The following is a 6,819-nucleotide window of genomic DNA, read 5'->3' on the forward strand; positions in this document are numbered from 1 at the left end:
ACAAAAAAGCCAAAACAAAATTTACTTTGTTTTGGCTTTTATCTTTATAAATCAAAAGTTTTTTACTGTTCAACTGTAACTAAAGATTGTAAACTGTCACTGAGACTGGATACTGCAACTAAAATTACCCTTCAATCTTAGCAGAAAGTTCAAACCAACGTTCTTCTTTTTGATCTATTTTATTAATGATGTTTTGCAACTCATTAGCTTTTTTCTCAATATCAGCGTCAGCTACTTTTCCGTCAGAGAATAATTGCTCAATTTTAGTTTTATCTATCTCTAAGTCTTTAATTTCTCTTTCTAGTTTTTGATATTCCTTTTGCTCATTAAAAGTTAGGTTTCCAGTAGGATTGTTTTGTTTCCAATCTTTCTTATCGGCTTTGTTTTCCTCTTTTTGAGCTACATCAGCACTATCTTCATACGCTCTAAAATCGGAGTAGTTTCCTGGGAAATCTTCAACAACACCTTGTCCTCTAAAAATGAATAAGTGATCCACAATTTTATCCATAAAGTATCTATCGTGAGAAACTACTAATAAACATCCAGGATAATCCAAAAGGAAGCTCTCAAGAACGTTTAATGTTACGATATCCAAATCGTTTGTAGGCTCATCCAGAATAAGGAAGTTAGGATTCTGAATTAAAACGGTACATAAATACAAACGTTTTAATTCTCCACCACTTAATCTATCTACAAAATCATATTGTTTTTTTGCATCAAAAAGGAAACGCTCTAATAATTGTGAAGCCGAAATAATCTTACCTTTCATCAACGGAATGTATTCTCCGTATTCCTTAATAACATCGATAACACGTTGTCCTGGTTTTGGGTTGATTCCGCTTTGCGTATAATATCCAATCTTAATTGTTTCTCCAACAACAACTTTTCCAGAATCTAACGGAAGTGTTCCTGTCAATAAATTAAGGAAAGTTGATTTTCCAGTTCCGTTTTTACCAATAATTCCGATACGTTCTCCACGTTGGAAATCGAAACTGAAATTATCTAAAATAACGTGATCCTTGAATTTTTTAGAAATTTTGTGAAGCTCGATGATCTTGCTTCCCATACGTTCCATATTAATTTCAAGCTCGACTTTATTTTCGCGACGGCGACTTTGTGCTTTTTCTTTAATTACATAAAAGTCATCCTGACGAGATTTAGATTTTGTCGTTCTTGCTTTTGGCTGGCGACGCATCCATTCTAATTCTTTTACAAATAAGTTTTGGGCTTTATCTACACTTGAGTTTTCAGAAGCAATTCGTTCTTCTTTTTTCTCTAAGTAATAAGAATAATTTCCTTTGTATTGGTATAATTTTCCGTTGTCTAATTCTATGATTTCATTACAAACACGCTCTAAGAAGAAACGATCGTGTGTTACCATGAATAAGGTAATGTTTTCTTTAGCAAAATAACTTTCTAACCATTCGATCATTTCAAGATCTAAGTGGTTGGTAGGCTCATCCAGAATTAATAAATCAGGACGGTTGATAAGAATAATGGCTAATGACAAACGTTTTTTCTGACCTCCAGAAAGACTTTTTACTTTTAGTTTAAAGTTTTCTAGTTTTAGTTTAAACAGAATTTGTTTGTATTGTGTTTCAAAATCCCACGCATTATGTTGGTCCATTCCGTCAAAAGCTTTTTGATATGCTTCTTCGTCTTCTGGATTTTCTAATGCTTTTTCGTAAGCTTCAATAACTTTTAAGGTTTCATTATCCGAAGCAAATATGCTTTCTTCGATAGTTAGTTCCTCTTGCAAATTATTGTTTTGCGAAAGAAAAGCCATTCTGATTCCTTTTCTTAAAACTACCTGACCTGTATCTGGTTCTTCTAAACCATTGATAATACTCATGATAGTTGTTTTTCCAGAGCCATTTTTGGCAATGAAAGCAATTTTTTGATCCTTATTGATTCCAAAAGAAATGTTGTCAAATAAGGTTCTTTCGCCAAATGACTTGGATATATTTTCTACAGATAAGTAATTCATGGTGTTCTAGTGCTTTATGTCAAGCTTTTATGTTTGCTAAAATTATGAGGTCTCTAATTGAGTCTCTAATTTTAAATAGGAGTCAAAAACGACGGTGCAAAGATAGCTTTTTGAAGCAAACAAAAAAAGGGGCTTTTGCACTATCTTTTTTGTTAAAATTTTAGTAATTCCCTGACTTAATATCTTTTCTGTTTTTAGATGATTTTGGTGTTTTATTTAAATCTAAATTATGTGCCGAGTCAACTTTTTTGTTTATTAATTTTATAACTTTATATCTTGTTGATACAGTCGAATTACTCATTTGTATCACTTGTTTTAAAAAAGCTAAATAGTATATAACGTATAAATATCAATATGGATCAATCGCAAAATGTTACTGATTACCCAAACAATAACACTATTTTCATGGTTTGGAGTTTTAAAGACCAGATAGATATTAAGCCTGCATTCGAGAAACTTTGTTCATTGGTAAGTAATTTAAATAATTCTTATACAATAAGAATCCCAAATGGGCGAAGTAGTTGCGTAATGGGTGTGGGGCATGATGCATGGATAAGGCTTGGTCTACCAACACCTTTGCCAAATGAATTGGTTAATTTTGAGCCTATCATGGGAGATAAGCATACAGCAAAAGCTACTGGTGGTGATCTCCATTTTCATTTAAGAGCCCAAAATGTGGCTATTTGTTTTGATATGGCTATGGCTATTACAAATGTTTTAGAATCTGTGGCAGAGTGTCAGGAAGAAGTTCATGGATTTAGGTATTGGGATGGTCGTTCTATTATTGGTTTTGTTGATGGTACAGAAAATCCGATAGGAGATGAAAGACAATTTTTCGCAGTAGTAGGCGATGAGGATTCTGCCTATAAAGGAGGGAGTTATTTATTTGTTCAGAAATATTTCCATAACATGAAAAATTGGGAAAATTTATCAACAGAAGATCAGGAGAAGGTAATCGGCAGATCGAAGATGAATGATATTGAAATGACAGACGATATAAAACCTACAAACTCTCATAGCGCTCTTACTGCTATTACAGATGAAGAGGGTAATGAACTTAAAATTGTACGAGATAATATGCCTTTTGGAAATCCTTCTAAAGGAGAAGTTGGGACATACTTTATTTCTTATGCCAGTAAATTTAGCACTACCAGAAAAATGCTGGAAAATATGTTCATAGGCAATCCACCGGGAAATTATGATAGAATACTGGATTTTAGTACAGCAGAAACGGGAACATTATTTTTTGTGCCAACCTTAGATTTATTAGACCAATATTCTGCGGATTCTTAAGTTTTATCATTAAACCTCATCAATTACAATTGATTTATTCTCTCGTAAATTTTGGGGTCATGTTTTTTAATTTTAATTTTTACATATTTTGATGCTGGCATATTACTGTCTTTTACAACATTGTTTACTGAAACTAAAACGTTGGTTTCAGGGAAATAGGTAACCGTATTTTTTTGAGGTATTTGATAAGAAACAATGATAAATAAAGGGGCAATTCTCTCGATATTATCATCATAGTTAAATAAATCGACTTTATCGCCCGCTTTTAGTCCAGCTTGTTCAATATCAATTTGATTCATGAATATTACCCGACGTTCGTTTTTTATGCCGCGATAACGATCATCAAGACCGTAAATTGTTGTGTTAAACTGGTCGTGCGTGCGGGTCGTTGCCATCATATATTCATCGGGAGCAAGTACATTCTTTGGTACAGCAGTTAATGTAAATGGTGCGCGATCTCCAAATTCTTTAGTAATAAATTGTCCATTACGTGCAGCATTAGGCAAATAAAAACCTCCTTTTTCTCGAACTCTTACATTATAATCTTCAAAACCCGGAATGCATTTTTCGATATCATCTCTCACAGCATCATAACTATCATGATATTGCTGCCAGTTAATAACCGATTTGTTTCCTAATGTTGCCATTGCCATTTTGCAGACAATCTGCGTTTCATTAATTAGATTATCTGATACTGGTTTAAGCATCCCTTTTGAGGATTGTACAACACCCATAGAATTCTCTGTAGTAATAAACTGAATTTCACCATTAACCATATCAATATCACTTCGGGATAGGGTAGGCAATATGATGGCTTCTTGTCCATGAATAAGATGAGTACGATTAAGTTTGGTAGATACACAAACCGTTAAATTAAGTTTTCTTATAGCATTGGCAGTGTAAGTTGTATCTGGTGTTGCTGATAAAAAATTACCGCCCATACAAAACAGTAATTTTACTTTTTCTTCGTGCATTGCTTTAATGGCTCTAACAACATCATATCCGTGTTTACGAGGAGGATTGAATCCGTAAAATGCCTGTAAGCGATCTAGTTGTTCATCAGTAGGCTTTTCATCAATCATCATGGTTCTGTTCCCTTGAACATTGCTATGTCCACGTACAGGACAAACACCTGCACCGGGTTTACCAATACTTCCTTTGAGTAACAGGATGTTGAGAATTTCTCTAATCATATCGACACCGTTGGGTTGTTGGGTGAGTCCCATTCCCCAACAAACAATAATTCGTTTTTTGAATGCTAAAATTTCAGCAGCTTCATAAATTACTTCTTTAGTAACACCAGAAAGGATAGCAAGATCATCTAGATTGTAATCGTCAAATTGTTTAAGGAACGCATCATATCCTGTAGTTTTTTCTTTGATGAAATCATAATCAAAAACTTTCCCGGGGTTTTTCTTTTCAAATTCAATTAATATAATTTCAATAGCTTTTAGCAAAGCCATATCTCCATTTATTTTTACAGGCAAAAAAAGATCAGCTAGTTTGACGCCATTGCTAAGAATTCCGCTAATTTCCTGCGGATTTCTAAATCCCATTAATCCAGCTTCTGGCAAAGGATTGATGGCAATGATTTTTGCTCCATTCTTTTTACCTTTTGATAAGGCACTCATCATCCTTGGTGCATTGGTTCCCGGATTTTGACCGATAATTACAATGACATCAGTATCATAAAAATCATCTAAAGTAACGGTGCCTTTTCCAATTCCTATTGTTGGTCTTAATGCAGATCCAGATGTTTCGTGGCACATATTCGAACAATCCGGCATATTATTGGTACCGTATTCTTTTGCAAAAAGTTGGTAAAGAAAAGAGGTTTCATTACTTGTTCTTCCTGAGGTATAAAAGGCTGCCTGATCTGGCGATTCTAATGCGTTAAGATGTTCAGCTATTTTTTTGAATGCATTATCCCAACTTATAGGCTGGTAGTGTGTGCCATTCTTGGGTAAATACATAGGAGCTGTTAGTCGTCCCATTTTACCAATTTGATAGTCGTCTAATTTAGTAAGATCATAAACTGAATTTTCTTTAAAAAAGCCGGCTGTAACTTTTTTGGTTGTGGCTTCCTCTGCCAATGCTTTAGCTCCATTTTCGCAGTATTCGCCTAATGGAGATCGCTCATCGTCAGGATCAGGCCATGCACAGCTTGGACAATCAAAACCTCCAACCTGATTCATCTTAAATAGTGCTTTTGTTCCTCTTACGAGACTTTTTTCTTCGATAAGATCGCTAAAAGCTGCTATAACAGCAGGAACACCTGCCGCCCAGTCTTCTACTTTTGTTAGTTTTAGGTCTAAAAGTCTATACGGATTTTCAGCGTCTGGTACTTTTTTATTATCGTCGCTATTTTTTTTGTTTTGATCTTCTTTCATGGCTTCTGCATTTAATTATTATGAGAACCTTGTATTGATACCTTGTCACAAGTATTGTATATATTAAATCTATCTTCTTTAAGAAATCCCAGAAGCGTAATACTGAATTCTTTGGCTAATTCTACTGCAAGACTTGATGGAGCACCAATTGCAATAACAATGGATATACCTGCCATGGCTGCTTTTTGAATTAATTCAAAACTGGCTCTTCCGCTAAGAAGTAAAATATGGTTGTTTAAAGGCAATAAGTTTGCAACTAATGCACTACCGATTAATTTATCTAAAGCATTATGCCTTCCTACATCTTCTTGTAAACAGATGAGGTCTCCATCAATAGAAAAAAGACCTGATGCATGAATACCTCCAGTTGCAGCAAAATCACTTTGGGCTGTTTTTAATTTTTGATGTAATTGATATAATACATCTACAGAAAGATTTAGTTTCGGTTTGTCTATAGCACTAAAAGAACTTACTGTTTTTATAGATTCAATAGAGCTTTTTCCGCAAACTCCACAACTGGATGTTGTATAAAAATTTCGATCAGATTGCATTAGGTTAGGAATAAAATCTTCTTTAAATTCTACCTGAATATTGTTTTTCTTTTGCAATTTGCATTCTGTTTGTAAATGGCTGACGTCTTTTACAACCTCGAAGGATGAAATAATTCCTTCGGTGAATAGAAAACCTAGAGCAAGTTCAGGGTCGTTACCAGGAGTTCGCATTGTTACAGAAATGTTTTTTTGTATTCTTTGATTTTCTGCTCCGTATAGTATTCTTATTTCCAAAGGTTCTTCTACAGAAAGAATGTCTGATACTGATGAACTTTTAAAACCATTGACCTTTCTAATTAGTATCTCCTTAACGGAAACTAATTCCAAATTATTCATTTCCATGTAAGTTGATTATAAAAGATACGTAAATTTAATAAAAATAATGATTGAAAAAGACGCTGCTCTTTTTGTAATTAGATCATGATTTTTTTGAATTAAATAAAAAAAAAGATAGCTTTTAGACTATTGTGTGGACGGAAATATTATAAATAAATTTTGAACACGAATTTCACGAATTTGCACAAATTTTAATGGATAATTTAGTTTGTGAAATTAATTCCACAAACTAATTCGTGTCAATTCGTGAAATTCGTGTTTA

5 protein-coding genes are annotated in these 6,819 nt (G+C 33.7%); 1 reads left to right on the forward strand and 4 read right to left on the reverse strand.

The window, feature by feature from the left end:
* Nucleotides 1–124 precede the first annotated feature (124 nt).
* Together B8T70_RS22470 and B8T70_RS24010 are read right to left on the reverse strand one after the other, a co-directional pair.
* The gene (locus tag B8T70_RS22470) at nucleotides 125–1,987 is read right to left on the reverse strand and encodes an ABC-F family ATP-binding cassette domain-containing protein (RefSeq protein WP_039111235.1); all 1,863 of its coding nucleotides are present in this window, start codon (nucleotides 1,985–1,987) and stop codon (nucleotides 125–127) included.
* A 160-nt stretch (nucleotides 1,988–2,147) separates the two neighbouring features.
* Nucleotides 2,148–2,288 carry a hypothetical protein gene (locus B8T70_RS24010; protein ID WP_165763247.1) on the reverse strand — a complete coding sequence of 47 codons (141 nt, stop codon included), beginning with the start codon at nucleotides 2,286–2,288 and terminating at the stop codon, nucleotides 2,148–2,150.
* A 53-nt stretch (nucleotides 2,289–2,341) separates the two neighbouring features.
* Here B8T70_RS24010 and B8T70_RS22475 point away from each other — a divergent pair, with 53 nt between their 5' ends.
* Nucleotides 2,342–3,280: a Dyp-type peroxidase gene (locus B8T70_RS22475; protein WP_086896302.1), complete on the forward strand. Its 939-nt coding sequence runs from the start codon at nucleotides 2,342–2,344 to the stop codon at nucleotides 3,278–3,280.
* A 23-nt stretch (nucleotides 3,281–3,303) separates the two neighbouring features.
* Here the strand turns inward: B8T70_RS22475 and B8T70_RS22480 are convergent, their stop codons facing one another.
* Both B8T70_RS22480 and fdhD read right to left on the reverse strand, forming a co-directional pair.
* Complete coding sequence (locus B8T70_RS22480) at nucleotides 3,304–5,670, reverse strand: FdhF/YdeP family oxidoreductase (RefSeq protein ID WP_086896303.1); 2,367 nt, start codon at nucleotides 5,668–5,670, stop codon at nucleotides 3,304–3,306.
* Between the two features lie 11 nt (nucleotides 5,671–5,681).
* Nucleotides 5,682–6,563, reverse strand: a complete 882-nt coding sequence (gene fdhD / locus B8T70_RS22485; RefSeq protein ID WP_086896304.1) for a formate dehydrogenase accessory sulfurtransferase FdhD — start codon at nucleotides 6,561–6,563, stop codon at nucleotides 5,682–5,684.
* Between the last annotated feature and the right edge of the window lie 256 nt (nucleotides 6,564–6,819).

The sequence above is a fragment of the Flavobacterium sp. AJR genome (assembly GCF_002156885.1).
Classification (GTDB): Bacteria; Bacteroidota; Bacteroidia; order Flavobacteriales; family Flavobacteriaceae; genus Flavobacterium.

Excerpts from the sequence above, each read along its gene's own strand:
- B8T70_RS22480 (WP_086896303.1), bottom strand. The coding sequence starts at position 5,670 with ATGAAAGAAGATCAAAACAAAAAAAATAGCGACGATAATAAAAAAGTA.
- B8T70_RS22475 (WP_086896302.1), top strand. The coding sequence starts at position 2,342 with ATGGATCAATCGCAAAATGTTACTGATTACCCAAACAATAACACTATT.
- B8T70_RS22470 (WP_039111235.1), bottom strand. The coding sequence starts at position 1,987 with ATGAATTACTTATCTGTAGAAAATATATCCAAGTCATTTGGCGAAAGA.
- fdhD (WP_086896304.1), bottom strand. The coding sequence starts at position 6,563 with ATGGAAATGAATAATTTGGAATTAGTTTCCGTTAAGGAGATACTAATT.
- B8T70_RS24010 (WP_165763247.1), bottom strand. The coding sequence starts at position 2,288 with ATGAGTAATTCGACTGTATCAACAAGATATAAAGTTATAAAATTAATA.